This window comes from Streptomyces guryensis (genome assembly GCF_021261325.1).
In the GTDB taxonomy this organism is placed as follows: Bacteria; Actinomycetota; Actinomycetes; order Streptomycetales; family Streptomycetaceae; genus Streptomyces; species Streptomyces guryensis.
This window is the reverse complement of record NZ_JAJSBI010000018.1, coordinates 100,204-124,629: the sequence shown is the minus strand read 5'-3', so window position 1 is coordinate 124,629 and position 24,426 is coordinate 100,204. Positions and strand designations below refer to the sequence as shown.

Genomic DNA, 24,426 nt, shown 5'->3' with positions numbered 1-24,426 from the left:
GCTTGCTCAGCGCACGGATGTGCAGGGGCACCGGGGGCGGGGAGGGCAACGGCACACCGCGCGGGCGGTGTTCGTCAGGGAGTGCGGGGGCTACGGGGAGGTGTCAGCCCCGGCAGCGGGCACAGCCCGGTGCGGTACACAGTGCGCTGTTCACGCGGAGCAGATCGACGGCACGGTTGGCGGCGAACAGCTTCAGCAGGTTCGCGTACGGCTGTACGCAGCCCTGAGGGCGGCGTGCGGCCGTCCTGGTAGCTGCGTACATGGCGTCACCATCACTGTTCCGGCCCTTGTGGGCCTCGCGCTTGTCGAAAGGTGGGCAAAGTCAAGACAGTTGCCGGAGGGAATGTCAACCTCGGTCCACCGGGTGGAACGGCTACCGGACGGCGTGTACCGCCCAGTCCAGGATCTGGACAGCGGCTCCGGCGGCCTCCAGGCCCTGGCAGCGGGCGTGGTGGCGCCGGGCGATGCCGTCCAGGTCGAGGTGGGCGCCGAAGGCCGGGTGGGCGGCCAGCCGGCGGGCGTAGGCCCACAGGGTGGGATGGTCGGCGATGCGCTGGACCGCGGAGGCGTCCAGGTGATTGCGGTGCACGGTGTCGAGTTGGACCAGCGCGACCCACAACTCCACGTCCGCGGCGGTGATTTCGTCGCGGATCATGTATGTACGCCCGATCAGCCACCGTTCCAGCGCATCGAGGGTTTCGAGCAGCGTCTCCAGCGCCCCCGCGCGCTCCGACTCCCCGCCGCCGGCCGCTCCGGCGCGCTGCGCGGCGTCCTCGATGCCCTGCGCGCACATCCGCTCGACGGCCTCGATCTCCGACTCCGCGCCGCACGGGTACGGCGAGGGGCGGTCGCCGCCGAAGCGTCGGGCGAGGTCGCGCATGATGTCCGGGGCGTGCGTGCTGACGATCCGCCCGGACCAGTCGTCGCTGAGCACGGGGGCGACGGCCGGGCCGGTGTAGTGGTGCGCGCTCGCCTCGTACAGCGGACGCAGGGCGCAGTGGCTGCCTTCGGGGGTGTCGGGGACTGCGGGCAGGAAGGTCGCCGGACAGACGGTGTCCAGGCCCAGCAGGCTGTGGGTGACGGCGATGCGCAGGCCGTCGGGACACGCGGTGGACAGATGGAGGCGGTAGCGGCCCGGTACGGCGTAGTGGCCGCTGCGGGCGTCGCTGCCGATCCGGCCACGGAAGGCGGGCGCGGGCTGGGCGGAGACGTGGGCGGCCAGAGGTGCGACGGACATGGGTCTCCCCGGGAGAGGGCGCGGACGTACGCGCGGCGGAAGCGACGTCGGGCAACTCAGCCCTGGGGGCTGATCGCACTGCAGACACGCTGCAGATCGATGTGACGGCGGGAGGTGAGGAGAGGCGAACGGGTCACTCGGACGGTGACCGGACCAAGGCGCCCCATGCTTTTCCCTACCTATTCACTAGGATTCCCTTTGGAGTGTCGGTCCCGCTCGGAGCCACGTCAAGAGGGCCGTCCCGCAATGCGGACACCGCAGTGGACACACCCCGTCCCCTGGCGTCACCGCCGCCTCGTCGGCCCCGGTGCAACCATTCGTCTCCCGCGCAGGACTTCGCTTGTGAACTGGCGTTGCCGCGTGGTTCGTCCGTCCGTCGCCGATGCCTCACCGGAGGACCCCCACATGCCCCGCAGGTCCACCGTCCCGGACGGCGGGCGGGCGAGGGTGAGGTCGAAGTCGACGGCCTGCATGAGCGTGCAGAGCAGGGCCGGGCCGTCACCGTCGGGCGGCCCGTTCAGGACGGCTCCTTCGAAGCTCACGTTGTCCGATGTCCGATATCCGGGTGCCGCGCAGGCGCACGGTGCCGTTCGCGGTGAACCCCCGGGAGAACTCAAGCGTCGAGGCCGCCGCGTTGTCCAGGGCGAGGGCCACCCCGCGCGGGCCGGGGCTCGCCAGCCGCGCGCCCCGCACGAACAGCCCGCCCGGCAACTGCGCGCCCAGCAGCCGGACTTCACCGTGGGCGACGAATCCGCCCCCGCAGAAGACACCTCCGTCCTGCTCGAACCAGCAGTCCTCGATCCAGAGGGGGTGATCGATCCGCGCTCCGGCCAGGTTGATCCGGCCGGTTATTCCGCGCGCCCGCGAGGACCAGAGTGCCGACCGCTCCGGGCTGCGCGGAGTGCGCGCCGAGCAGCAGCGCGGCCATCACCTCGGCCCGGACGGTACGCCCGGGCCCCCACTGCCCGCCGTCGGCCACACGGTCGTCCTCGACCACACCGGACCGCAGATCCACGAGGCGCCCCTCGGGGAACGCGTCCCACAACTCACGTTCCGGTGGCGTCAGTTCGTCGTATGCCAGCACACGGAAAGAGCAGTGATCGCTACTCGCCGCAGACCTGCCCCTGCGCGTTCCCTGCGGAGGTCACCTCACCGGGATCGCCAGGTACTGGTACTCCAGGAACTCCTCGATACCGATCCGGCCGCCCTCCCGGCCCAGCCCCGACTGCTTGACGCCACCGAACGGCGCCGCCGGGTTGGAGACCAGACCGGTGTTGAGACCGACCATGCCCACCTCCAGCCGTTCTCTGACCCGCAGCGCCCGGTCCAGGCCCTCGGTGAAGAGGTAGCCGACCAGGCCCCAGGGGGTGTCGTTGGCGCGGTGGACGACCTCGTCCTCGTCGTCGAAGGTGAGGATCGCGGCGACGGGACCGAAGATCTCCGTGTCCATCAGACGGCTGCCGGAGTCGACATCGGTCAGGACGGTCGGCGGGTAGAAGCAGCCCGGGCCCTCGGGTGCACGGCCGCCGACGAGCACCCTGGCGCCGCGGTCGACCGCGTCGGCGACCAGTTCCTCGACCTTGGCCCGGCCCGCCGTGTCGATCAGGGGGCCGACGTCGACGCCTTCCCGGGTTCCGGGGCCGACGACGAGTGCGCCCATGCGCTCGGCGAGGCGCCGTCCGAACTCCTCGGCCACCGAGTGGTGGACGAAGAAGCGGTTCGCGGCCGTGCAGGCCTCGCCCATGTTGCGCATCTTGGCGATCATCGCGCCATCCACGGCCACATCGAGGTCGGCGTCGTCGAAGACGATGAACGGCGCGTTGCCGCCCAGCTCCATCGAGGTCCGTACGACGGTGTCGGCGCACTGGGCCAGCAGCCGCCGGCCGACGGCGGTGGAACCCGTGAAGGACAGCTTGCGGATCCGGCCGCCGCGCAGGAGCGGTTCGCACACCTCGCCGGCGCGGGAGGTGGTGACGACGTTCAGGACTCCGTCCGGCAGGCCCGCCTCCTTCAGGACGGCGGCCAACGCGAGGCTGGAGAGCGGGGTCTGCGGGGCCGGCTTGAGCACCATCGTGCAGCCCGCCGCGATCGCCGGGCCGATCTTGCGGGTGCCCATCGCGAGGGGGAAGTTCCACGGGGTGATCAGCAGGCAGGGGCCGACCGGGCGGCGGGAGAGCAGCATGCGGTTGCGGCCGTCGGGGAGGGTGCCGTAGCCGCCGTCGATGCGGACCGCCTCCTCCGAGAACCAGCGGAAGAACTCGGCGGCGTAGGCCACTTCGCCCCGCGCCTCGGCGAGCGGTTTGCCCATCTCGGACGTCATCAGGTGGGCGAGCTCCTCGGTGCGGGCGAGGATGATCTCGTGCGCGCGGCGCAGGATCTCGCTGCGGGCCCTGGGTGCCGTACGGGCCCATTCCTGCTGGGCGTTGACGGCCGCGTCCTCCGCCAGGCGGGCGTCCTTGGGGCCCGCGTCGGCGACGTGGCAGAGGATCTCGCCGGTCGCGGGGTCGTCCACGGGCATGGTGGCGCCGTCCGCGGCGTCCGCCCAGGCACCGTTGATGAACAACTGCGTGGGGGTGTCGGTCATGAGGAGGCTCCATCGATCGTCTGCGGGTTCGTCGTGGTTGGTCGCGCTCCGCGGCGGAGCCGCACATGGATACGGACCCGCGCCCCTTTCAGCGCGCTGCGGTCGCCCCCGATGTACCGGCCTCCACTGCCGCCGCCCACGCCCGAAGCCCCTCGTCCACCCCCGACTCGTCGATGACGAGGGCGGGAATCATCCGTACCACCTGGTTCCACGCCCCGCACAGCAGGAGCAGCAGGCCCTCGTCGACGGCGGCCCGTTGTACGCGGGCGGCGGTGTCGGGGTCGGGGCGGCCGTCCTCGGTGACGAACTCGGAGGCGAGCATCAGGCCGAGGCCGCGTACGTCGCCGATGGCCGGAGTGCGCTCCGCGACCGCCTCCAGGCCGGTGCGCAGCCGCTTCCCCATCGCCTCGGCGTTCTCCACGAGCTTCTCGTCGCGTACGACGTCGAGCGTGGCGCAGGCGGCGGCGCAGGCCACGGCGTTGGCGCCGTACGTGCCGCCCTGCGAGCCGGGCCACGCCTTGGTCATCAGTTCCTCGGAGGCCGCGATCCCGGACAGCGGGAAGCCACTGGCCAGGCCCTTCGCGGTGACGAGGAGGTCCGGGGTGACCCCGAAGTGGTCGTGGCCCCAGAAGCGGCCGGTGCGGCCGACGCCGGTCTGCACCTCGTCGAGGATCAGCAGGAAGCCGTGGCGGTCGGCCCGTTCGCGCAGGCCTTCCAGGAAGGCGCGGGTGGCGGGGACGTAGCCGCCCTCGCCGAGCACCGGTTCGACGATGACCGCGGCGGTGTCGGTGGGCGAGGAGATGGTCTGGAGGGTGTAGTCGAGTTCCTTCAGGGCGAACCGGGTGGCGGTGTCCTCGTCCCAGCCGTAGCGGTAGGCCGTCGGGAACGGGGTGACGACCACTCCGCTCATCAGCGGCGAGAACCCGGAGCGGAAGCGGGTGCCGGAGGTGGTCATGGAGGCGGCGGCGACGGTACGGCCGTGGAAGCCGCCGTGGCAGACCAGGACGTTGGGGCGGCCGGTGGCCTGCCGGGCCAGCCGCAGTGCGGCCTCGACCGCCTCGCTGCCGGAGTTGGTGAAGAACAGGCTGTCCAGACCGGCCGGCAGTACCTCGCCGAGCTTGCCGACGAGCTGCCGCAGGGGCTGGTGCAGGACGGTCGTGTACTGGCCGTGGATGAGGGTGCCGACCTGCTCCTGTGCCGCCGCCACGACCTTGGGGTGGCAGTGGCCGGTGCTGGTGACGCCGATTCCGGCGGTGAAGTCGAGGTAGCGGCGGCCGTCCTCGCCGTAGAGGTGGACGCCCTCGCCCCGGGCCGCCACGACGGGGGTGGCCTGGCGAAGGTGCGGCGACAGTGCGGTCATGTTCGTCTCCTGGCCCGTACGGTGTCGACTGCTCCGGTCCTACGAGCCTCCCGGCCTCCGGGGTCGGCCACAACGCCTGAACCGTCCAGCCGGAGCACGGTGTTCGGACGTTGTGTCAGCCGCGCCGCGATGCAATACGCCGATTCGGGACGCCGGGACGCGCGTCCGGGGCGTCTTGCGCAGGTCAGCCCCGCTTGTCACAGTGTCCGGGCAGACAGGCCCGATGCCCGAGACGAGGCACCATGCGTGAGAACGCCGACAAGGCAAGCCGACCGCTGACCGTCGCCGACGCGCTGGCCCTGCCCGTGCTCGCCGCGGGGCAGCCGCAGGTCGTCACGGGGGTGGACCACCTCGACCGGCAGGTCCGCTGGGTCCACATCACCGAGCTGACCGACCCGGCGTCCTTCCTCAAGGGCGGCGAACTCGTCCTGACGACCGGCATGCCCCTGCCCGAGGAACCGGCCGGAGTACGCCGGTACGTGGACGAGCTCGCCGAGGCCGGCGCGGCGGCGCTGGTCATCGAGCTGGTACGGCGCTACCACCGCCCGCCGGACGCGCTCGTCGACGCGTGCCGGGCCCGCCGCCTCCCGCTGGTCACGCTTGCGGCGGACGTCAACTTCCTGGAGGTCACCCAGGTCGTCCACGCCCTCCTGCTGGGCAACCAGACGGACGCGGTGCGCCGCACCCAGCGCGTCCACGAGGCGTTCACCGCGCTGACGCTGCGTGGTGCGGGGCCCGAGGACGTGGTGCGCGCGGCGGCGGACATGAGCGGCCGTACCGTCGTGCTGGAGAACCTGGTGCACCAGGCGCTGATCTGCGAACCCTCCGGCAGCACGATCGATGAGGCGCTCACGGGGTGGGAGCAGCGCTCCCGGAGCGTGCCGTCCCGCGAGCGGGCCGAGGTGTGCGGCGACGAGGGCTGGCTCGTCGCGCCGGTGGAGTACCAGGGCGAGCGCTGGGGCCGCGCGGTCATGCTCCCGGCCCCGGCGCGGGCAGGGCTGTCGGACTTCGGGCCCGCGGACGTCACCGTGCTGGAGCGGACGGCGATGGCTCTGACCATCGCCCGTCTCATTCACGCCACCCCGTGGGAACGCACCGCACAGCGCAGTGCCCTGCGCGAGCTCGTCGAGCAGCGCCACCACTCCCCCGAGGACGCGCACGCCCGCGTCGCCGCGCTGGGGCTGCCCGCCGAGGACTGCGGCTTTCTCGCCGTACTGGTGGAGACGGGCGCACCGGAGGCGGCGGAGGACCGGCTGTCCGCGGAGCTGCGGACCGCGGGGGTACCGGCGCTCGTCGGTGCACTGGCTGCCGGCCGGCTCGGCGTCCTTCTCGCCCTGCGCGCCGCCCAGCCCTGGCGGCCCACGGTCGAGCGGCTGAGCCGCGCCGCGTTCACGCTCGACCCGGACGCGGTGGTGAGCGTCGGCTCCGAGGTCACGGAACTCTCCGACGCCGCCCGCTCGTTCGGCGAGGCCGGCCGCGCGGCGGAGGCAGCCCTGCCCGGACTGCCGCTGCCCGAAGGCCGTTCCTTCCACGAACTGTCCGACATCGGCCTGCGCCGCCTGCTGTACGCGCTGCGCGAGGACATCCGTGTCCAGGGCTACGCCGAACGGCAGCTCGGCCGACTCGTCGACCACGACACGCGGCACGGCACGGACCTGTTGGCGACCCTGCGCCACTACCTCGACGCGGCCGGCAACAAGACCACCGCCGCCCGCCGCGGCAACCTCTCCCGGGAGACCGTCTACCAGCGCCTGCGCACCATCGAGCGGCTGCTGGACTGCGACCTGGAAGCGGGTGAACGGCGCACCGAACTGCATGTGGCGCTGGCCGCGTTGGACGTCATGCGGGCACGCTGACTCCCTCTTCGGCGACCTCACGGTCCGTGGACGCGCCGGAGGCGATGCCGTACGTCGGCTCCGGCACCGTCCTCGGCTCCAGGAGTGTCGAGCGGCGGCCGTCCACGCCCACCGGCACGTCGCCGTCGATGGTGACGCGGCGCAGGGTGCGCGCGTGGTCGCCGGAGTCGTCGACGCCGTAGTGCTGGGTGGCCCAGCACCGCGCATCCCGCAACAGCTCCTGCGCATCGACGACCGCACGGCGGGCCTCACGCAGGGCAAGGTCGACGCGGTCCTGCTGCGCGGCGCGGTTCCGCCGGCCGGGCTGCGCACGGAGCTGCTGGTGCCGGAGGAACGGGTGGCGGTGATGTCGGCGGACAGCCCGCTCGCCGCGCTCCCCCGGGTCGTCCTGGCGGACCTCGCCGCCCATCCGATCCCCCTCGACACCGTCTCCGGCACCACGACGACGCAGCTGTGGCAGGCCACGGCCCGCCCCGCCCCAACCCTGGAGGTGGGCAACACCGCGCGTGGCTCCTGGCCATCGCCGCGGGCCGCGCCATGGGCATCTCCACGACGGCCACCCCGAGCGACCACACCCACCCGTCGCTGGTCTTCCGCCCGCTCGTGGACGCGCCGCCCGTCCCCCTCGTCCTCGCCCGGCGCGAAGGCCCCGGGCACCCGGCCGTCCCGGCCCTGCGGGGGCTCGCCCACGAGGTGCCGACGAGCGGAGCAGCCGGCCGACGGGGCGGTGCGTAGGCTGGTTGCGTGATCCGGCGCAGCCTGCCGGTTCCGGGGACTCTCGACTGGCACCCACCGGTCACAGGGAGCCGTGCCGTCGGTGGAGTAATTGCCGTTCGCCCTGGTCGGCCGTGCGACGCTGAGGTCTCGGGATCGGGTCAGGAGGCCGCCATGACGGGAGACAGGGAAGGGAAACAGCCGAGGCAGCCGGACCTTCGCGACCTGCAGCTGCGCCTGCGTTCCGAGGTGGGCCGGATCGACGAGCAACTGCGCGCCCTGCTGTCCGCCATGGACCGGCTACAGGGCCTGCTGGACGCGGTGATGGCCATCAGCCGCGAGGTGGAACTGCCCGCGGTGCTGCACCGCATCGTGACCACCGCCATGGACCTGGTCGGTGCCCGCTACGGGGCCCTGGGCGTGCTCAACGAGTCCGGGGAGGGCTTGGAACAGTTCATCTCGGCCGGTCTGTCCGAGCAGGAGAGCGCCGCTCTGGCCGAGACCGGCCTGCCCCGTGGCCTGGGCGTCCTGGGCCACCTGATCCGCTACCCCGAACCCCTGCGGGTCGACGAGATCCCGGCCCATCCGTCCTCCGCCGGGTTCCCGCCCCGCCACCCGCGCCTGCACACCCTGCTCGGGGTCGCCATCAGCGTGCGAGGCGAGATCTACGGCGACCTCTACCTCTCCGAGCGGCGCGACGGACAGCCCTTCGACGTGCACGACGAGAACGTCGTCGTCGCCCTGGCCGGCGCCGCCGGCATCGCCATCGAGAACGTCCGCCTCTTCGAACGGATCCGGGTCGGAGCCGAGCAGTTCCAGCGGCTTCTGCTGCCCACCCTGCCCGACCTGGGACCGTTCACCGCGGCCGCCATCTACCGGCCCGCCGCCGAGCCCAGTCAGCTGGGCGGGGACTGGTACGACGCCATCCCCCTGCCCGACAACGTGGTGGCGGTCGTCATCGGCGACGTGGTCGGCCACGATCTGCATGCCGCGGCCGCCATGGCCTCCACCCGGAACATGCTGCGCGCGCTGCTGTTCGACCAGCGCAATTCGCCCGGCGCGATCCTCGCCCAGCTGGACCGGACCCTGGAGGCCCTGACGAACAATCCCGTCACGACCACCACCCTGGCCCGCATCGAACCGGAGGGCCCGGGCTGGCGCCTGCGCTGGAGCACCGCGGGCCACGTCCCGCCCCTGCTGATCACCTCTGAGGGACGGGTGGAGTACCTGCTCGCCGAGCCCGGACTGCCGCTCGGCGTCGACACCGCCCAGCCGCGGCCCGACCACTCCCGCTTCCTGCCCCCGGCCGCCACCGTGGTCTTCTTCACCGACGGGCTGGTCGAACACCCCGGCCACCCCATCGACGAAAGCCTGAGCGAGCTCGCCGAACTCGCCGTGGCCCATGTGGCCCTGCCCCTGCCTGAGTTCGTCCAGGCACTGGCGGATCACCACCCCAGCGACGGTCACGACGACATGGCCATCCTCGCCCTGCGCGCCCCGGACGCCTGAGAGGCACCACCGAGCCGCGCGGTCCGCACCGTGGAGGATCTGCGAGATCGGGCGGATGATGGGGGTCGGGCCGATGTCGACACGGAGGTCGCCCGATGGCTGTCGCGCGGCGTGAACGGCTCCGGCACAGTGCCTTGGCCGCCCTGGAGATCTGTGTCATCGCCGCGCTGTATTTCGGCTCGGCCAAGGTGGGACTGCTCCAGCAGCTGGTGCGCGGCCAGGTCACCCCGCTGTGGCCGCCCAGCGGCATCGCGGTGGCGAGCCTCCTTCTGCGCGGCCCGCGGGTCTGGCCCGGGATCGCCCTCGGCGCGTTCCTGGTCAACGTCTCGCTGGGGCCGTCCGTCCCGGCCGTGCTCGCCATCGTGGCGGGCAACACCCTCGCGCCCCTCTGCTCCTACGTACTGCTGCGCCGTGCGGGCTTCCGCAACGCTCTGGACCGTCTGCGGGACGCACTCGCCCTGATCTTTCTCGGCGCGTTCACCGGCATGCTGGTCAGCTCGACCACGGGCAGCGCGACCCTGGTCCTCGCCGGAGTGCTGGGCGCGGGTGACTTCTGGCCGACGTGGTCGGTGTGGTGGACCGGTGACGCGATGGGCGTCATGTTGGTGACGCCGGTCCTGCTCGTCCTGCGCTCGGTACACCGGCCGAAGGACGCGCCGCCGTCCCGCTGGGTGGAGGCGCTCCTGCTGGTGGCCGCCACGGTCGGCGTCGGTCTCCTGGAGATCAGCCAGGCGCCGCTGCTGTTCCTCGGCATCCCGCTGCTGATCTGGGCGGCCTTCCGCTTCCAGCTGGCGGGGGCCGCGCCCGGCGCGCTCGCCGTGTCGACCTTCGCGATCATCGCCGCCGCCCGGCAGTCGGGCCCGTTCCACGGTCACGACCTGCTCACCAACATGATCACCCTGCAGGCGTTCAACGGCTCCGCGGCACTGACCGCGCTGCTGCTCGGGGCGGTCGTCAGCGAGCGGAACCAGACCCAGCAGGAGATCGGCCGGGCCTGCGGGCAGCTGGCCGAAATGGTGGCCAGGATGGCCACCGGAGACCTCCGCCCCACGCTTCCCTACCGCCAGGACGAGAGGGAAGCGCAGGACGGACAGACCCCGGGACGGGTGTGATCCGTCGTTCAGTGCAGATCGGCGCGGGCGGGACTGTCCTCCACGGCACTGCCCGCGGCGGCCCTGTCGTCCACGGCGCTGCCCGCGGCGGCCCTGTCGTCCACGGCACCGTCCTCCACGGCACTGTCGTCGAGGAAGCCGCCCGACTGGTGCTGCCACAGCTTCGCGTAGGCACCCTCCGAAGCGAGCAGTTCCTGGTGCGTGCCCTGCTCGACGATCCGTCCGCGGTCGAGGACGACGAGCCGGTCCATGCCGGCGACCGTGGACAACCGGTGCGCCACCACGAGCGCCGTCCGCCCTTCCATGAGCCGCCACAGCGCCTCCTGGACCAGGGTCTCGCTCTCGGAGTCCAGAGCGCTGGTCGCCTCGTCGAGCAGCAGGACCGGCGCGTCCCGCAGGATCGCGCGGGCCAGGGCGACCCGCTGGCGCTGTCCGCCGGAGAGTTTGATGCCGCGCTCGCCGACCATGGTGTCGAAGCCGTCCGGCAGCGCGTCGGCGAACTCGGTGACATGCGCCGCCTCGGCCGCGCGGCGGATCTCGGCGTCGGTGGCGTCCGGCCGGGCGAAGGCGATGTTCTCCTTCAGCGTGCGGTGGAACATCGCCGGGTCCTGCGGCACGTAGGCGATCAGTCCGCGCAGGTCGGCCTGGCGCATCCTGCTGATGTCCTGGCCGCCGATCAGGATCCGGCCGGCGTCGATGTCCATCATCCGCAGGAGGAGCCGTGACAGCGTGGTCTTGCCGCCGCCCGAGCGGCCGACGAGCCCGATCCTCGTCCCGCTGGACACGGACAGATCGAGGCCCTGGAAGAGCGGACGCCCTCCGCCGTGGGCGAAGGTCACCCGCTCGAAGCGGACGTCGGCGGGCCCCGGCAGCGGCTGCTCCGGCGACGCCGGGTCGAGCACGGTCGGCGGAACCAGCAGCAGCTCGGTGAACTGTGCGGCCTCCGTCATCGAGCTCTCCAGGCGGCGGTAGATCTGGTTGAACTCGAACATGATCTTCGTGGCGTTGCTGTAGTACGTGAAGGCGACCACGACCGCCTCCACCCCGTGCGCGCCACCGCCGAGCGCGACCGCGAGCAGCAGGCCCAGCACATTGGTCAGTACGGACATAGGCGCGACCAGCGTGTCGATGCGCAGGTTGCCGTAGTCCCACGACCTCAGCGTGAGCCGCCGCGAGTGGGCGACGCGGGTACGGTGCTCGGCGGCCTCACGGCGCTCCGCGGCGAAGGCCCGGACCGTGTCCATGTTCATCAGACTGTCGGCGACATGACCCGACACCCGTGCGATCGCCTCCTCCCGCTGGTCGACGAGCCGCTGACGGCGCCGGATGAGCGGCGCGACGCACAGCGCCGTCACCGCGATCATCACCAACAGCCCGACGACGAGCAGCGGTTCGTAGCGCCACAGCACCACCGAACCGAACACCAGTGGCACGAGGCTGCCCATGATGTTGAAGGTGAGTGTGTCGGCGAACTCCTCGAAGCGGGAGGCGAAACTCAGCACCCGCTTGGTGAGCGCCCCGGCGAAGTTGTCGTGGAAGAACGCGGCGTCCTTGGCGAACAGCTCGTCCATGCCGAGCACGTACAGATGCTCGATGCCGAGCGCGTCGAGCCGGTTCAGGCAGTGCAGACCCATCCGCCACAGCGCCTCCGCGAGCAGCAGGGCAGCGGCGAAGGCGAGGACGTACGGCAGTGTCGAGCCGATCCCGATACCGGCGTCCGAGGCGATACGGCCGACGAGCTTCGCGACGACCAGCGGCGCGATGTAGCTGATCCCGATGTTGCCGAGTGCCGGGAGCAGCATGCCGGGCACGGCCCACCGGCGCAGCCTGCCCAACTCCCGTCCGTAGTAACGAAGTGCGAGGAGCACGGAGCCCCTGCGCGGGGGCACCTTGTTTGCTTGAGGTAATCCCATCCCGATCCCGTGTGGTTGAGCGGCGGGATGGGAGTGTCCCGCGACGGCACCCACGGCGTCCAAGCGTTTTTTGGGCTGATGGGTGCCTTCGTCCCCTGTGTCACTCGCCGGGCTGTGCCCGTCACGGTTTCACCCCGGCCCCGTCGAGCAGCACCGGAACCTGCCCGGCTTCGCTGAGGCGGGCGCGCAGGCGTGCCGCGTCCTGGCCGGGCGGCAGTCCGTAGGCGCTTCGGTACTCGCGGTTGAACTGGGTCGCGCTGACGTATCCGACCGCCTGGGCGACCTGGGCCGCCGTCACATCGCCCGCGAACAGGCGCCGTCGCGCCTCCCGCAGCCGCAGGTGCTTCTGGAACCTCATCGGGCTCATGCCGGTGGCCGCCTTGAAGTGGCGGTGCAGGGTGGCCGGGCTCATCCGGGCCATCTCGGCGATCTCGTCGATGCCGAGCGGTTCGGTGTAGTGGTCGCAGATCCAGCGGGCCACGGTGCGGATGCGGGCGGCGGCGGAGTCGGCCAGGGACCAGTGGCGCAGCACGGGGCCGAGCGGGCTGCGCAGCAGCCGGTAGAGGATCTCGCTCTCGATGCGGGGCGCCAGGGGGCGCGTGTCCTCCGGTGTGTCGAGGAGGCGGATCCAGCGGGTGATCGCGTCGACGAGTTCCGGCGCCATCGGTGCGGTGACCGCCGCGGCGGCGGCCGGCGGCGACGGCGGGCCCGCCTCGTCCAGTTCCAGCTGTACGGCGGCGAGCACCTCGGCGTCGAGCCGCATGACCGCGGCCCGGTAGGGCACCTTCTCGAAGGCGGCGGTGACCGGCAGGTCGAGGGTGAACAGGGCCATCTCGCCAGGCGGTGTGACCCAGCTCCACTCACCCACCGCGGTGCGCTTGGCGCCGTCGGCGATGAAGCAGATCATGGGCTCGTACATCACCTCGATGGGCTCGATCAGCTCGTCGAGCGCTACCAGGGACATCCTGGGCACGGCGGTCTCGGACCACAGCCCCTGACAGTGCCGCCCGATGGCCTCGGTCATCCCGTCCAGCATGAGGCACACCCTTTGAGTGAGAGAATCAGGCAATACTATGCGACCGGCGCCCCATGATCTCCCCGCGCGGCGCCCCTAGCGTCGACGGCATGACACAGCACGACAACACGCTCCCGCACCGCACCCTCGGCACCCAGGGTCTGGAGGTCGCCGCCGTCGGCCTGGGCACGATGGGCATGACCATGGCGTACGGCGCCGCGGACGAAGAGGGCGGCGCCGCCACCATCCGCCGTGCGTACGAGCTCGGCGTCACCCTCTTCGACACCGCCGAGCTGTACGGCATGGGAACAGGCAGCAACGAGCAGCTGCTCGGCCGCGCCCTGAAGGACGTCCGCGACGACGTCGTCCTCGCCACCAAGTTCGGCTTCGACCTGAGCGACCCCGCCAGGATGGGCGCCCTCGACAGCCGTCCCGAGCACATCCGCGAGGTCACCGAGAACAGCCTGCGCCACCTGGGCACCGACCACATCGACGTGCTCTACCAGCACCGCGTCGACCCGGACGTCCCCATCGAGGACGTGGCCGGCACGGTCGGCGAACTGATCGCCGAAGGCAAGGTGCGCTACTTCGGGCTGAGCGAGGCCGGCCCCGACATCATCCGCCGCGCGCACGCCGTCCACCCGGTGTCCGTGCTGCAGACCGAGTACTCCGTGTTCGAGCGGGCCGTAGAGGCCGAAGTGCTCCCGGTCGTCCGCGAGTTGGGCATCGGTTTCGTGCCGTACTCCCCGCTGGGCCGCGGCTTCCTCACCGGTGCGGTGAAGTCGGCCGCCGAGTACCCGGCCGACGACATGCGCAGCTGGGACGAGCGCTGGCAGCCCGGCAACTACGAGAAGAACCTCGCCGCCGTACGCGAGTTGACGGCCCTCGCGGAGAGCAAGGGCATCGCGGTGACCCAGCTCGCCCTCGCCTGGCTGCTGGCCCAGGGCGACGACATCGTCCCGATCCCGGGCACCCGCAGCCCCCAGCGCCTGGCGGAGAACGTCGCCGCCGCGCACGTCACCCTCACCGCCGAGGACCTCGCACGCATCCAGGAGATCCTCCCGCACGGCTCGGCCGGGTCCCGCTACCCGGCGGCCTTCATGCCCACCTGGTAGCGCAGTCGCCAACGGGCGCCATCCTCCAACTCGGGGTTCGATGGCGCCCGTTGGCGTCATCCGGAGCAGTTGGTTCGGCCGGCAGGACATCGTTCGACACCTCTTGACGTTGCACCACACCCCGATCGACACTCTCGCCACACGACGCCCCACAGCCGAAACGACCATGCGCCCTTGACCGAGGCACCCGTTGTCGGGGCGCTCCCCCATGCCCTCTTGCCTCGTCCGTCACCCCACACACGACGGCAAACCCCCCACACAGGAGGCCCCCACATGAGTCCACGACGCACCCAGGAGCGCACTGACCGAACGGTCATCTCCCGGCGCGGCAAACTGGCCGCCGCCGCGCTGGCGGCCGCCCTGCTCGCGGGACCGGGCATAGCCCAGGCGACTCCGCAGCAGCCGGCACCGGTCGCCCGGGAACAGGCGGCCGCGGCCACCATCACCTGGTCCCTGGAACGGGCGGGCAACCCCACCCAGGACCAGCAGACGGCGTACGACCTGATCACCAAGGCCATGAACGCCGCGGTGGCCCGCTACAACAACCTCAGCGACCTCGGCAAGAGCATCACCGTCCGCTATGACCCGAGCGTTTCCACCGCCGACGGCAGCAACAACGGAACCATCCGTTTCGGCAGCAACCGCAGTTACATGACCGAGCGGACCGCCCTGCACGAGATAGCCCACACCATCGGCGTGGGCACCAACGCCAGCTGGAACACCCTGGCGAGCGGCGGGACGTGGCACGGCGCGCAGGCCACCGCCCTCGTCAAGCAGTTCGACGGCTCGGGCGCCACGCTGTCCACCGGCGGTGGCCACTTCTGGCCCTACGGACTCAACTACGAGAACGAGTTCTCGAACACGGCGGCCGACCGCCACGTCCGGATCGTCGCCGCCATGGTGCGCGACGGGCTGTGACGCCGCAGTCGGTCACCTGAACGGAAGCGATTCGGACAAGGTCAGCGGTCGAAGCCGATGTGCACGTGGTCGTGGTGGGTGTCGTCGCTGAAGAACTGGTTGGCGGCGGCACCGCCCGACAAGAGCACGGGGCCGCCGACGTTGTAGGAACCGGCCGCTGCCGCGTCCCGCATGAAGCGCTCGATCAGACTGCGGGAAGTGGCCGGATCGACCACCGCGTGACCGTCGATCTGCCATACGTCGAAGGCCCGCCCGAGCGGATGGTCGCTGGGGCGGCTGGTGCCGAAGACGTCGAGGGGGTGGCCGGAGCGCACGACGCTGACGTACATCCGGTAGCTGCCCGCCAGACGCAGCAGCGCCGCGAGAACACTGTCGTGGACGCGCCCGCTGCGCAGGTCGGCCTGTGCGGCGGGCGGCAGTTCGACACGGGAGTCGGACAGGACCTCCCGGGCGCGGACGGGCAGCGCCGACGCGGCGGCTCCCGGCCGGGCCGGGTGCAGAGCGGTCACCGTCCAGCCGGAGGCCGCGCGGGTCAGCCGTACGTCGACCGTCGTGCCGCCGGCGCTCACCGTGCCGGCGCGGCGGGTCCACTGACGGCATACGACGAGAACGCTCGCGGAGTCGGTGAGGATGCCGCCGTACTGGGCGTCGACCACCTGCAGCGCGGCCGCGTCCGCGTCCGGCAACAGCGGGCCGGCCTCGTCGACGAGGCCGGTCGGCAGCCGGAGCGCGGCCACCCGGGCCTTTGCCGCGGCCGCGCCGGCCTTGCCCTCCGGCCACGCCCCGATCGCCTCGACGACCTGAACGGCACGGAGTTTGGCGGCCGGAGTGATCTCGGCCGAGGTGGGGCGCCACGGCGTGGTGCGCGGCAGGGTGGCGGCCTGCGTGGTGGGCGGGGACGCCGTGTCCGACCCGGAAGCGGCGGAGGCCGCCCCGGAACGGGCGGTGGTCGACTGCGACGGGGCGGTGTGCGAGGAGCCGCCGGAGCAGGCCGCCACGCCGACGAGACCGCCGGTCGCGCCCAGCAGCACGGCGCGACGGGACGGATGGCCGGGCTTGCGCGTCATGACATCCAGTGTCCGCCAAGCGCGGCCCGTGCAGTGGACGGACTCGCCTGATCTTCGTCGGCGCGATCAGGGCTTGAGCGTCCGATCGCCCTGCTGGGTCTGACGGAAGGCGCCCGGAGTCATTCCCGTGTGGCGGGTGAAGAACTTGCCGAAGTTGGTGGGTTCCACGAAACCGAGTCGGCGGGCGATGGTCGCCACCGGTTCGCCGGTGTGGGCGAGCAGGCGTTGCGCTTCCAGGCCGACCCGTCCGTCGATGACCTGTTTGACCGGCTGTCCGGTGGCGGCCACGCAGGCGCGGGTGAGGGTCTTGACGGTGTAGCCGAGGCGGTGGGCGTAGTCGGCGGCGCGGCGCGTGGTGGCGTAGGAGCGCTCCAGTTCGGCGCGGAAGCGGGCGTAGGCCTCGCCGCCGGCGTACGGGTCGCCCCCGCCCTCGGGGTGCGGCAGCCGGTGGATCTGCAACAGCACGGTGGCGAGCAGGAGTTGCAGGATCTCCGCGGACACCTCCTGCTGCGGTCGGCCGTACTCCGCCCGCAGCTGCCCCAGCAGGGTGGACAGTACGGCGTACTCGGGACGCGCTCCCAGCTGCCGGCACCCCGGCCCGTACCACTCCTTGACCAACCGGTCGGCGCTGCTGGTGTGCGGCGGGAAGGCCGGAGTGAACAGCAGATGCGTGCCGCCCGCGGTGCCCGGCCGCACGAAGCTCTGCACCTGACCGGGCCGGACCCACAGCAGCGTGCCGGGGCGGCACGGATAGGTCACGAAGTCGATGGCGTGCTCCCCGCTGCCCTCGGTGATCAGGGTGAGGGTGTGGAAGTCGACCCGGTGCACCAGGTCGGACCGCCGACCCCGCCGCCTGCGCCGCTCGTGCAGGGTCGCCAGGTCGATGATCTCGAAGCCGGGGACGTGCTCGGTGGGCGGTCTGAAGTCGAGCCGGAGGATGGCGTCGCCCTGTGAGGGGTCCCCGCCGTCATGATCCGCGGAAAGCATCGCGATCTCCGAATGTCCTCGATTTACCATGCCCGGTCTTCAGCGTATCTCGTCTGCCTGCGGTTTCGCAGCGAGAGTGGTGGTCACCGAGGCGGCGATAGGCCGCCTTCACCGCAAGGAGCACCCCATGAACGGCACGGTCACGGTCCTCGACAAGGGCGCGGTCCGCATCCACAGCTACATGTCTTCGGCCGACACCTTCCACGCCACCACCCAGCTGATCGAGACCCCGGCGCGGCTCGTCGCGGTCGACGCCCAGCTGCTTCCCGCCTACGCCGACGAGGTCGTCGCCTACGCCAAGGGGCTCGGCAAGCCGCTGGACCGCCTGATCGTCACCCACGCGCACCCGGACCACTACAACGGCGCCGCCCGCTTCGGCGTGCCCGTCCACGCCCTGGCCGAGGTACGCGAGCAGATCACCGCGCGCGGCGACAGCCAACTGCCGACGGGCCTGATCATCCCGGTGGCCGACTTCACTCCGACCGTGGACATCGTCTCCGGAACCGAGGTCATCGACGGCGTCCCGTTCGTCTTCAAGGCCGTGTCCGGCGGTGAGGCCGCCGACGAACTGCTGATCAAGCTGCCCCAGCAGGGCGTGGTGATCGCCCAGGACCTGGTCTACAACGACGTCCACCTCTACCTCGGCAACAACGACATCACCGGCTGGCAGCAGGCCGTCGACGCGCTGGCCGCCGACCCCGGCTACGACACGATCCTCGCCGGTCACGGACTGCCCACCGGGCCCGAGATCTACGAGGAGGTGCGCCGCTACCTCGCCGACGCCCGCGAACTGCTCGGCGACGACGGCGACGCGTACAAGAAGGCGATCGTGGACCGCTACCCCTCCTACGTCGGACCGTTCCTGATCGACATCGCGAACCGGTCCCTCTTCGGCGCCGGGCACTGAGAGCCCCCGGCCCTCGCCTGTCGACTTCCCCCCGTTCAGAAGGACTTGTCATGTCGGAACGTCCAAGCCGTACCCGCACCGCGGCCGTCGCGGTGGCCTCGCTCCTCGTCCTGGGCGCCGCAGCCCCGGCCCTCGCCGCCTCCGGCGGTGACACAGCCCACCACCCCGCACCGCTGCCCGCCAGCTACTCGATCCCCGGGGACAAGACCTACCCGGAGGGCATCGCCCGGCAGCACGGCAAGCCCTACTTCTACGTCGGCAGCACCAGCGACGGCACCATCTACCGCGGCGACATCCGTCAGCCCGCGACCCGGGTGTTCCTGCCGGGCGGCCAGGACGGACGCGTCTCCGTCGCCGGCATGAAGACCGACGGCGCGGGACGGCTCATCGTCGCCGGCGGCGCCACCGGCAAGGTCTTCGTCTACGACACCCGTACCCGCGCCCTGCTCCATGTGTTCGACACCGGCCGGACCGACGTCTTCCTCAACGACGTGGCCCTCGCCCCGAACGGCGACGCCTACATCTCCGACTCCACGCACCCGGCCCTGTGGCACATCACCGCCGCGGAGCTGCGCGGCAGTACCGTCCACCAGCCCCTGCGCGTGGGCGTGGACCTGAACCACACCCCGATGGTCTACAACGCGGGCTTCAACGGAAACGGCCTGGTCGTCACCCACGACGGCCGCTACGTCCTGCTCGCCGACTACAACGACTACGCCTTCTACCGCGTCGACCTCCGCACCCACCAGGTCGTCCCGATCGACCTCGGCGGCGCCAAGGGCATCTCCGGCGACGGCCTGCTGCTGCGCGGCAACACCCTCACCGCCGTCACCGAACTCGACAACCCCGACGGTCAGATCGCGGTCCTGAAGCTGAGCCACGACTACACCCGGGCCCACCTCGTGCGGACCGTCCACGGCCACGGCATGCACAGCCCGTCCACAGCGGCCTTCGACGGTCGTGACCTGCTGATCGTCAACTTCCAGTTCCAGATGGCAGATCCGCACCTGCCGTTCGACGTGGTGCGCGTCCACTGCGCATAGCGACCAGGACGGCGGTGCCCTTCGAGGCGGCCAAGCCGTCCCACTCGACTCGCTCGTCGTCGCCCCCCTGAGCCGGCGAACAGTACGCCCCCTCGCTCCCCCGCCGGCCCGCCATCCCCACGGGCCGGCAGCAGACCGTCACCGATAACACACCCGGAGAACCACCGATGCACCTGCGCACCTCCGTCACCGCCCTCGCGACCGCCGCGTCCCTGCTGGCCTTCGCGGCGACCGCCACCGCCGCCGGCGAGCCCCTCTCCCAGCCCCGCATCGCGGCCCGCTTCAGCCTGGCGGCCTCGCAGCAGCCCGAGAACATCACCGTCGACCGCACCGGATCGGCGTACCTGACCTTCTCCTTCGCCCGGCAGATCGTCCGCGTCGCCCCCGGCGGACGCGCGCATGTGCTGGCCTCGCTCCCCGCTCCCGCGAAGGCGAGCACCCCCAACCTGGGCAAGGCCTTCGTCGGCGGCATCGCCCGCGCCGACGACGGCACCCTCTACGTCACCTACGCCACCGGCACCGCCGACCTCACCGGCGTCTGGGCACTCCGCCCCGGTGGCCGTCCGCACCGGATCGCCGCCCTGCCCGCCGACGGGCTGCCCAACGGTCTCGCCCTCGACCAGCACACGCAAAGGCTCTACGTCACGGACTCCGTCCACGGCGTCATCTACCGCCTCCCCACGCGCGGCGGCAAGGTCACCGTCTGGGCCCGCGGTGAGGCGCTCGAACCCAGCACCTTCGCCGGAGCCAACGGCCTGAAGCTCCACAACGGAGCCGTCTGGGCCACCAACCTCGACAAGGGCACGGTCCTGCGCATCCCGGTCACGGCGCGCGGCACCGCGGGCAGGATCCAGGTGCACGCCGGCGGCATGCCTTCCATCGACGACTTCGCCTTCACCGACCGCGGGGACACTCTCCTCGCCGCCCGCGACGACAACCAGGTCGACCTCGTCCGCCCCGACGGCACCCACACCGCCGTACTCACCGCGGCCGACGGCCTCCAGACTCCGACCTCCGTGGCGGTCCACGGTCACACGGTGTACGTCCCGAGCGCGGCGTACCTCACGAACAAGGACCCCGACCTGCTCGTCGCCCATCTCGACCGCTGATCGCCCTCGGTACTTCAGCGAATCACGCGACAGGGATTGACGTTTGTGGCGGGGTTCCTATCATCCTCAGAGTCCGAAGTCCCGATCGGCGTTCGACATCTCGGACGACGACCTCGACCCCGGCACTGAGCGAGACCACACCCCCCACCCGAAGGAGCTCCGCTCATGCCCTTCCGACCACGGTTACGTCCCCTGCGGCACACGCTGCTCGCCACCGGCGCCGCCGCCGCGCTCAGCGTGGGCCTGCTCACCGCAGCCGCGCCGGCCGCACCCGCCGCCACCTCGCTGCCCTGTGATCTCTACGCCGCGGGCGGCACCCCCTGCGTGGCCGCCCACAGCACCACCCGCGCGTTGTACGCCTCCTACAACGGCCCTCTCTACCAGGTGCGCCGCGCCAGGGACAACGCCACCCGCGACATCGGCGTCCTCGGCGCGGGCGGGGTCGCCAACGCCGCGGCGCAGGACTCCTTCTGCGCCGGCACCAGCTGTCTGATCACCGTCATCTACGACCAGTCCGGCCGCAACAACCGCCTCACCCAGGCGCCCCCCGGAGGCTTCTCCGGTCCGGCCGCGGGCGGCTACGACAACCTGGCCGCCGCGACCGCGGCACCCATCACGGTCGCCGGACACAAGGCGTACGGCGTCTACGTGGCCCCCGGCACCGGATACCGCAACAACAGCACCAACGGCGTGGCCAAGGGCGACCAGGCCGAGGGCATGTACGCCGTCCTGGACGGCACGCACTACAACGGCGGCTGCTGCTTCGACTACGGCAACGCCGAGACCAACAGCCGGGACAACGGCAACGGCACCATGGAGGCCATCTACTTCGGCAACATCAAGGTCTGGGGCTACGGCACCGGAAACGGTCCCTGGATCATGGCAGACCTCGAAAACGGCCTGTTCTCCGGCGTCAACGCCCGGTACAACGCCAACGACCCGTCGATCAGTCACCGTTACCTCACCGCGGTCGTCAAGGGCGGGCCCAACCACTGGGCCATCCGCGGCGGCAACGCCCAGTCCGGCTCCCTGTCCACCTTCTACAACGGGGTCCGCCCCAACGTCGCCGGCTACAACCCGATGAGGAAGGAAGGAGCCATCATCCTCGGCATCGGCGGCGACAACAGCCACGGATCCGCCGGCACCTTCTACGAAGGCGTCATGACCTCCGGCTATCCGTCGGACGCCACGGAGAACGCGGTGCAGGCCAACATCACCGCAGCCGGTTACGGCAGGTAGAACCACACCCACGAAGGGTCTTCGCAGGCTTCCGCCCACGAAGACCCTTCACTGCGCGAGCCGGCCGGGCAGCGGGTCAGGCAAGGAACTGGTTGGCCGGGACTGACAGCCCGTGGTGCTCGCGCAGAGGTCACATACGACGTCCGCCGCCCGGATGCTCCCGAGCGGCGGACGTTGCGGTGGGTCGGCCGGTGCCTACGCCTCTTTGTGGCCCAGCAGAATATCGACGCCGTCCTGGCTGCCGTTCACCGTGACCTGGGTGGCCACCGCCGGGTAGCCGCTGGCGATCAGGGTGTACTGCTGGCTGGAGAGGTCGGTGAAGACGTAACTCCCGTCGACGCCCGTGGTATGCGTCCCCACGACATTGCCGGCGGCGTCGACCAGGGTGACCTGGGCATCGTCCAGCGTCCGTCCGTCGGACGTGTGTACCGTGCCCCGCAGCGTCGCCGCGGTGGAAAGCCGCACGTCGCAACGGGTGCTCTCGACGGATACGACGGCAGGTACGGCGGCCGGGCGGTGACCCAGCGCGCTGACGCTGAGTGTGTAGTCGCCGGGCAGCAGCTCGCTGATCCGGTAACCGCCGTCGGTTCCGGTGGTGGTGGAGGCCGCCACGTCACCGTGCTGGTCGGTGGCCACCACCAGCGCGCCGGACAGGACCTCACCGTCCGACCCGCGCACCGTCCCCGCCAGGGCGATGGTGCTGGGAAGTATGACGAGGTCGTGGATGACGGGTGTGCCGTTCAGCGCCAGAGTGGCGACCTGTGGCTGGTGACCGGGTGCCGAGCCGATGAGGACGAGGCTGCCGCGCTCGGGAGAGTCCACCGCGTACGTTCCGTCATCCCTTGTGGTGGCGCGGGCCAGTTGGCGGCCCGCTGTGTCCAAAAGGGTGATCGCGGCACCTGGTACGGGTGTGCCCGCGCCGTTCCGCACCTGGCCGCGGACGGCGACCGCACCGCCTGCCTCCGCGCCGAGCGCGCCGCCGGCCGGAATCCCGGCCGTGGGGAAAGTGCGCGCGGCCGCCGCGACGTCGGGTGCGGCCGTGGCAGAGGCCTGGGCCTCGGAATCCTCCGCGGACGCGTTCACGCGCCTCTTGGCCCGGAACAGCAGCGCCGTGACGATCACGGCGAAGGCGAAGAAGCCGGCCGACCACCAGTAGGCGACCTCGTAGCTGTGCAGCGCCGCGTTCGCCTTGACCAGCGGGTCGGACAGGTGGTCCTTCGCGTAGTTGGTGGCAGCGGTGGCCGCCAGGGTGTTCAGCAGCGCGGTGCTGATCGAACCGCCCACCTGCTGTGTGGTGTTGAGGGCCGCCGATGCCACGCCCTGGTCGCTCGCCTGCACCCCGAGGGTGGCGTAGCTCATCGCGGCGGGCATCGACATGCCGAGTCCCGCGCCGAGCAGCAGCAGCGGGGGCAGCACATGAGCCGCGTAGCTGCTGTCCAGGCCGAGGCGGGTCAGCCAGACCATGCCTCCCGCGGCCAGCAGCATGCCGGCGGGCACCACGATCCTGGGGCCGACCTTCGGCACCAGCCAGTTGGTGGACAGCTGGGCCAGGACCATCAGCGCGCCCACCATCGGCAGGAAGGCCACCCCGTTCTTCACCGGCGAGTAGCCCAGCGTGGACTGCAGGTAGTAGGTGAGGAAGAGGAAGACCCCGAACATGCCGGCGGACGAGATGAGGATGGTCGACAGGGCGGCGGCGCGGTCACGGTCGGCCAGGACGCGCAGTGGCAGTACGGGGTGCTCGGCACGGGTCTGCCAGAGGAAGAACGCCACCAGCAGGACTCCACCCGCGGCGAGAAAGCCCCAGGTCATCCAGTTGCCCCAGTCGTGCGTCTCCGCGTTGGCGAAGCCGTAGACGACGCCGAACAGGCCGCCGGAGACCAGGGCCGCGCCGAGGATGTCCAGCTTCGGCCGTTCGGCCGGGACGGAGCGGCCGATGAGGACGATCGCGCCGATCAGTGCGGGAACGGCGATGGCGTCGTTGACGTACAGCGTCCAGCGCCAGTCCAGGTACTCGGTGAGCAGGCCGCCCAGGACCAGGCCGACGGCCGCGCCGGAGCCGGCGATGGCGCCGAATATCCCGAACGCCCTGGCGCGTTCCTTGGGTTCGGTGAATGTCGTGGTCAGCAAGGACAGCGCCGCGGGAGCGAGCAGCGCGCCGAACAGTCCCTGCACCGCGCGCGCGACGACGAGCATGGTGAAGCCGTTGGCGGCGCCGCCGATCGCGGACGCGGCGGCGAAGCCGACGATGCCGACGATGAAGGTCGTCTTGCGGCCGAAGAGGTCGGCGAGCCGGCCGCCGAGCAGCAACAGACTGCCGAAGGCCAGGGAGTAGGCGGTGACGATCCACTGCCGCCCGTTGTTGTCGAAGCCCAGGTCTTGTTGGGCGGACGGCAGCGCGATGTTCACGATGGTGGCGTCGAGCACCACCATGAGTTGAGCGAGGCCGATCACGGCCAGGGCCCACCATCGATGGTTCGCGCGAGCGTGGGTCTGGCCGGACGGCGGCCCGGCCTGGACGGTGGCGACCGGGATGGCTTCCAAGATGAACTCCCCTCAAGGGGCTTTGATGGTTCGGTTGCGCTTCAGCTGGTTCGGTTGTGCGTCGGCCAGAGTGCCCCTCGCCCACCATCGGTCCGAAACGGTTTCGTACAGCAAATGTAGGCAGCATGACCGCGAAACACAATCGTTTCGATTCGCGCCATCTCACCTGTGGGACAGGTCACATGACGTACCGGCTC

The 24,426-nt window shown here is 71.3% G+C and carries 20 protein-coding genes and 3 pseudogenes; 11 read left to right on the top strand and 12 right to left on the bottom strand.

All coding sequences use genetic code 11. From position 1 onward, the window contains the following. Window positions 1-103: 103 nt before the first annotated feature. The 6 genes from LJ657_RS30780 to LJ657_RS30760 form a co-directional block, all read right to left on the bottom strand. The gene (locus tag LJ657_RS30780) at window positions 104-262 is read right to left on the bottom strand and encodes a hypothetical protein (RefSeq protein WP_232652113.1); all 159 of its coding nucleotides are present in this window, start codon (window positions 260-262) and stop codon (window positions 104-106) included. Window positions 263-373: 111 nt separating this feature from the next. Further along, a complete protein-coding gene (locus tag LJ657_RS30775; RefSeq protein WP_232652112.1) occupies window positions 374-1,237 on the bottom strand; it encodes a glutathione S-transferase C-terminal domain-containing protein in 864 nt (287 codons plus the stop codon). Window positions 1,238-1,293: 56 nt separating this feature from the next. After that, on the bottom strand, window positions 1,294-1,404 hold the full coding sequence (locus LJ657_RS49105; protein WP_372487989.1) for a putative leader peptide: 111 nt from the start codon (window positions 1,402-1,404) through the stop codon (window positions 1,294-1,296). A gap of 117 nt (window positions 1,405-1,521) precedes the next feature. Next, window positions 1,522-1,779: a hypothetical protein gene (locus LJ657_RS30770; protein WP_232652111.1), complete on the bottom strand. Its 258-nt coding sequence runs from the start codon at window positions 1,777-1,779 to the stop codon at window positions 1,522-1,524. Between the two features lie 602 nt (window positions 1,780-2,381). Beyond that, window positions 2,382-3,821, bottom strand: coding sequence for an NAD-dependent succinate-semialdehyde dehydrogenase (locus LJ657_RS30765; RefSeq protein ID WP_232652110.1), 1,440 nt, complete (start codon window positions 3,819-3,821; stop codon window positions 2,382-2,384). An 88-nt stretch (window positions 3,822-3,909) separates the two neighbouring features. After that, a complete protein-coding gene (locus LJ657_RS30760) occupies window positions 3,910-5,181 on the bottom strand; it encodes an aspartate aminotransferase family protein (RefSeq protein ID WP_232652109.1) in 1,272 nt (423 codons plus the stop codon). Between the two features lie 242 nt (window positions 5,182-5,423). Here LJ657_RS30760 and LJ657_RS30755 point away from each other — a divergent pair, with 242 nt between their 5' ends. Beyond that, window positions 5,424-7,037, top strand: coding sequence for a PucR family transcriptional regulator (locus LJ657_RS30755; protein ID WP_232652108.1), 1,614 nt, complete (start codon window positions 5,424-5,426; stop codon window positions 7,035-7,037). Here LJ657_RS30755 and LJ657_RS30750 read toward each other — a convergent pair. After that, window positions 7,021-7,230: pseudogene (locus tag LJ657_RS30750) on the bottom strand (hypothetical protein); the annotation flags it as partial. The gene LJ657_RS30755 and the pseudogene LJ657_RS30750 sit on opposite strands and share 17 nt — an antisense overlap. Between LJ657_RS30750 and LJ657_RS30745 the strand changes: the two are divergent. The 4 genes and pseudogenes from LJ657_RS30745 to LJ657_RS30730 form a co-directional block, all read left to right on the top strand. After that, a pseudogene (locus LJ657_RS30745) lies at window positions 7,192-7,461 on the top strand (LysR substrate-binding domain-containing protein); the annotation flags it as partial. The pseudogenes LJ657_RS30750 and LJ657_RS30745 sit on opposite strands and share 39 nt — an antisense overlap. Window positions 7,462-7,574: 113 nt before the next feature. Continuing rightward, window positions 7,575-7,772, top strand: a complete 198-nt coding sequence (locus LJ657_RS30740) for a hypothetical protein (protein ID WP_232652184.1) — start codon at window positions 7,575-7,577, stop codon at window positions 7,770-7,772. Window positions 7,773-7,925: 153 nt separating this feature from the next. Next, window positions 7,926-9,260: a PP2C family protein-serine/threonine phosphatase gene (locus tag LJ657_RS30735; protein ID WP_232652107.1), complete on the top strand. Its 1,335-nt coding sequence runs from the start codon at window positions 7,926-7,928 to the stop codon at window positions 9,258-9,260. A gap of 95 nt (window positions 9,261-9,355) precedes the next feature. Continuing rightward, the gene (locus LJ657_RS30730) at window positions 9,356-10,372 is read left to right on the top strand and encodes an MASE1 domain-containing protein (protein WP_232652106.1); all 1,017 of its coding nucleotides are present in this window, start codon (window positions 9,356-9,358) and stop codon (window positions 10,370-10,372) included. Window positions 10,373-10,380: 8 nt separating this feature from the next. Here LJ657_RS30730 and LJ657_RS30725 read toward each other — a convergent pair whose 3' ends face one another. Then, window positions 10,381-12,285 carry an ABC transporter ATP-binding protein gene (locus tag LJ657_RS30725; RefSeq protein ID WP_232652105.1) on the bottom strand — a complete coding sequence of 635 codons (1,905 nt, stop codon included), beginning with the start codon at window positions 12,283-12,285 and terminating at the stop codon, window positions 10,381-10,383. A gap of 121 nt (window positions 12,286-12,406) precedes the next feature. Beyond that, a complete protein-coding gene (locus LJ657_RS30720; protein ID WP_232652104.1) occupies window positions 12,407-13,321 on the bottom strand; it encodes an AraC family transcriptional regulator in 915 nt (304 codons plus the stop codon). Between the two features lie 89 nt (window positions 13,322-13,410). On the opposite strand from LJ657_RS30720, the gene LJ657_RS30715 reads away from it, so the two are divergent. Both LJ657_RS30715 and LJ657_RS30710 read left to right on the top strand, forming a co-directional pair. After that, entirely contained in the window at window positions 13,411-14,415 is a 1,005-nt protein-coding gene (locus LJ657_RS30715) for an aldo/keto reductase (protein ID WP_232652103.1), read from the top strand. Between the two features lie 273 nt (window positions 14,416-14,688). Then, entirely contained in the window at window positions 14,689-15,333 is a 645-nt protein-coding gene (locus LJ657_RS30710) for a hypothetical protein (RefSeq protein ID WP_232652102.1), read from the top strand. A 41-nt stretch (window positions 15,334-15,374) separates the two neighbouring features. On the opposite strand, the gene LJ657_RS30705 is transcribed toward LJ657_RS30710, so the two are convergent. Both LJ657_RS30705 and LJ657_RS30700 read right to left on the bottom strand, forming a co-directional pair. Next, window positions 15,375-16,400, bottom strand: a complete 1,026-nt coding sequence (locus LJ657_RS30705; RefSeq protein WP_232652101.1) for a hypothetical protein — start codon at window positions 16,398-16,400, stop codon at window positions 15,375-15,377. Between the two features lie 66 nt (window positions 16,401-16,466). Continuing rightward, a complete protein-coding gene (locus tag LJ657_RS30700) occupies window positions 16,467-17,387 on the bottom strand; it encodes a helix-turn-helix domain-containing protein (RefSeq protein WP_232652100.1) in 921 nt (306 codons plus the stop codon). A 127-nt stretch (window positions 17,388-17,514) separates the two neighbouring features. Between LJ657_RS30700 and LJ657_RS30695 the strand changes: the two genes are divergently transcribed. The 4 genes and pseudogenes from LJ657_RS30695 to LJ657_RS30680 all read left to right on the top strand — a co-directional run. Continuing rightward, the gene (locus LJ657_RS30695) at window positions 17,515-18,294 is read left to right on the top strand and encodes an MBL fold metallo-hydrolase (protein WP_232652099.1); all 780 of its coding nucleotides are present in this window, start codon (window positions 17,515-17,517) and stop codon (window positions 18,292-18,294) included. Between the two features lie 50 nt (window positions 18,295-18,344). Then, window positions 18,345-19,337: an SMP-30/gluconolactonase/LRE family protein gene (locus LJ657_RS30690; protein WP_232652098.1), complete on the top strand. Its 993-nt coding sequence runs from the start codon at window positions 18,345-18,347 to the stop codon at window positions 19,335-19,337. Between the two features lie 167 nt (window positions 19,338-19,504). Then, a complete protein-coding gene (locus LJ657_RS30685; RefSeq protein WP_232652097.1) occupies window positions 19,505-20,446 on the top strand; it encodes an SMP-30/gluconolactonase/LRE family protein in 942 nt (313 codons plus the stop codon). 165 nt (window positions 20,447-20,611) lie between these two features. Next, a pseudogene (locus LJ657_RS30680) lies at window positions 20,612-21,676 on the top strand (arabinofuranosidase catalytic domain-containing protein); the annotation flags it as partial. A gap of 204 nt (window positions 21,677-21,880) precedes the next feature. Here the strand turns inward: LJ657_RS30680 and LJ657_RS30675 are convergent. Beyond that, window positions 21,881-24,229, bottom strand: a complete 2,349-nt coding sequence (locus tag LJ657_RS30675) for an MFS transporter (protein WP_232652096.1) — start codon at window positions 24,227-24,229, stop codon at window positions 21,881-21,883. Between the last annotated feature and the right edge of the window lie 197 nt (window positions 24,230-24,426).

Bases quoted from the DNA above. Each gene is read 5' to 3' on its own strand.
- LJ657_RS30725 (WP_232652105.1), bottom strand. From the start codon at position 12,285: ATGGGATTACCTCAAGCAAACAAGGTGCCCCCGCGCAGGGGCTCCGTG.
- LJ657_RS30735 (WP_232652107.1), top strand. From the start codon at position 7,926: ATGACGGGAGACAGGGAAGGGAAACAGCCGAGGCAGCCGGACCTTCGC.
- LJ657_RS30705 (WP_232652101.1), bottom strand. From the start codon at position 16,400: ATGACGCGCAAGCCCGGCCATCCGTCCCGTCGCGCCGTGCTGCTGGGC.
- LJ657_RS30760 (WP_232652109.1), bottom strand. From the start codon at position 5,181: ATGACCGCACTGTCGCCGCACCTTCGCCAGGCCACCCCCGTCGTGGCG.
- LJ657_RS30755 (WP_232652108.1), top strand. From the start codon at position 5,424: ATGCGTGAGAACGCCGACAAGGCAAGCCGACCGCTGACCGTCGCCGAC.
- LJ657_RS30775 (WP_232652112.1), bottom strand. From the start codon at position 1,237: ATGTCCGTCGCACCTCTGGCCGCCCACGTCTCCGCCCAGCCCGCGCCC.
- LJ657_RS30700 (WP_232652100.1), bottom strand. From the start codon at position 17,387: ATGCTTTCCGCGGATCATGACGGCGGGGACCCCTCACAGGGCGACGCC.
- LJ657_RS30780 (WP_232652113.1), bottom strand. From the start codon at position 262: ATGTACGCAGCTACCAGGACGGCCGCACGCCGCCCTCAGGGCTGCGTA.
- LJ657_RS30710 (WP_232652102.1), top strand. From the start codon at position 14,689: ATGAGTCCACGACGCACCCAGGAGCGCACTGACCGAACGGTCATCTCC.
- LJ657_RS30695 (WP_232652099.1), top strand. From the start codon at position 17,515: ATGAACGGCACGGTCACGGTCCTCGACAAGGGCGCGGTCCGCATCCAC.
- LJ657_RS30720 (WP_232652104.1), bottom strand. From the start codon at position 13,321: ATGCTGGACGGGATGACCGAGGCCATCGGGCGGCACTGTCAGGGGCTG.
- LJ657_RS30740 (WP_232652184.1), top strand. From the start codon at position 7,575: ATGGGCATCTCCACGACGGCCACCCCGAGCGACCACACCCACCCGTCG.
- LJ657_RS30715 (WP_232652103.1), top strand. From the start codon at position 13,411: ATGACACAGCACGACAACACGCTCCCGCACCGCACCCTCGGCACCCAG.
- LJ657_RS30730 (WP_232652106.1), top strand. From the start codon at position 9,356: ATGGCTGTCGCGCGGCGTGAACGGCTCCGGCACAGTGCCTTGGCCGCC.
- LJ657_RS49105 (WP_372487989.1), bottom strand. From the start codon at position 1,404: ATGGGGCGCCTTGGTCCGGTCACCGTCCGAGTGACCCGTTCGCCTCTC.
- LJ657_RS30690 (WP_232652098.1), top strand. From the start codon at position 18,345: ATGTCGGAACGTCCAAGCCGTACCCGCACCGCGGCCGTCGCGGTGGCC.
- LJ657_RS30685 (WP_232652097.1), top strand. From the start codon at position 19,505: ATGCACCTGCGCACCTCCGTCACCGCCCTCGCGACCGCCGCGTCCCTG.
- LJ657_RS30765 (WP_232652110.1), bottom strand. From the start codon at position 3,821: ATGACCGACACCCCCACGCAGTTGTTCATCAACGGTGCCTGGGCGGAC.